At 59.3% G+C, this 361-nt stretch carries 1 pseudogene; it reads left to right on the forward strand.

The features are described from left to right. Positions 1-361 (forward strand): annotated as a pseudogene (locus HBA93_RS19360) (BREX system P-loop protein BrxC); the annotation flags it as partial.

Raw genomic sequence — 361 nt, forward strand, 5'->3', positions numbered from 1 at the left:
CACCAGTGTGGACTATGCTTTTACCCGCAAGCTCGACGGGCACAGCCTGAACCGGGAGCATGAGCTGTCGGTGAACATCATCTCACCCTTCAGCGACGATTCCGACGCGCCGGATGTGGTTCGCTCGAACAGCATGGCAAGCGATGAGATGGTTGTCCTGCTGGGACGTGATGTGCGCTTCACGCGCGATCTCGTCCTCTGGCTCCAGACCGTGAAATTTGCCCGTCAGGTCACCAGCGGTGACGCTCAGCCCGGTCGTGATCGCATCATTGCGGAAAAGCGTGACCAGAATACGCGGCGCGAAAAGGAACTGGTGCAGCATCTCCGCACTCTGATCGCGGATGCTCGCCTTTTCGTGCGT

This window comes from Ochrobactrum sp. SFR4 (assembly GCF_019730395.1).
Taxonomy (GTDB): domain Bacteria; phylum Pseudomonadota; class Alphaproteobacteria; order Rhizobiales; family Rhizobiaceae; genus Pseudochrobactrum.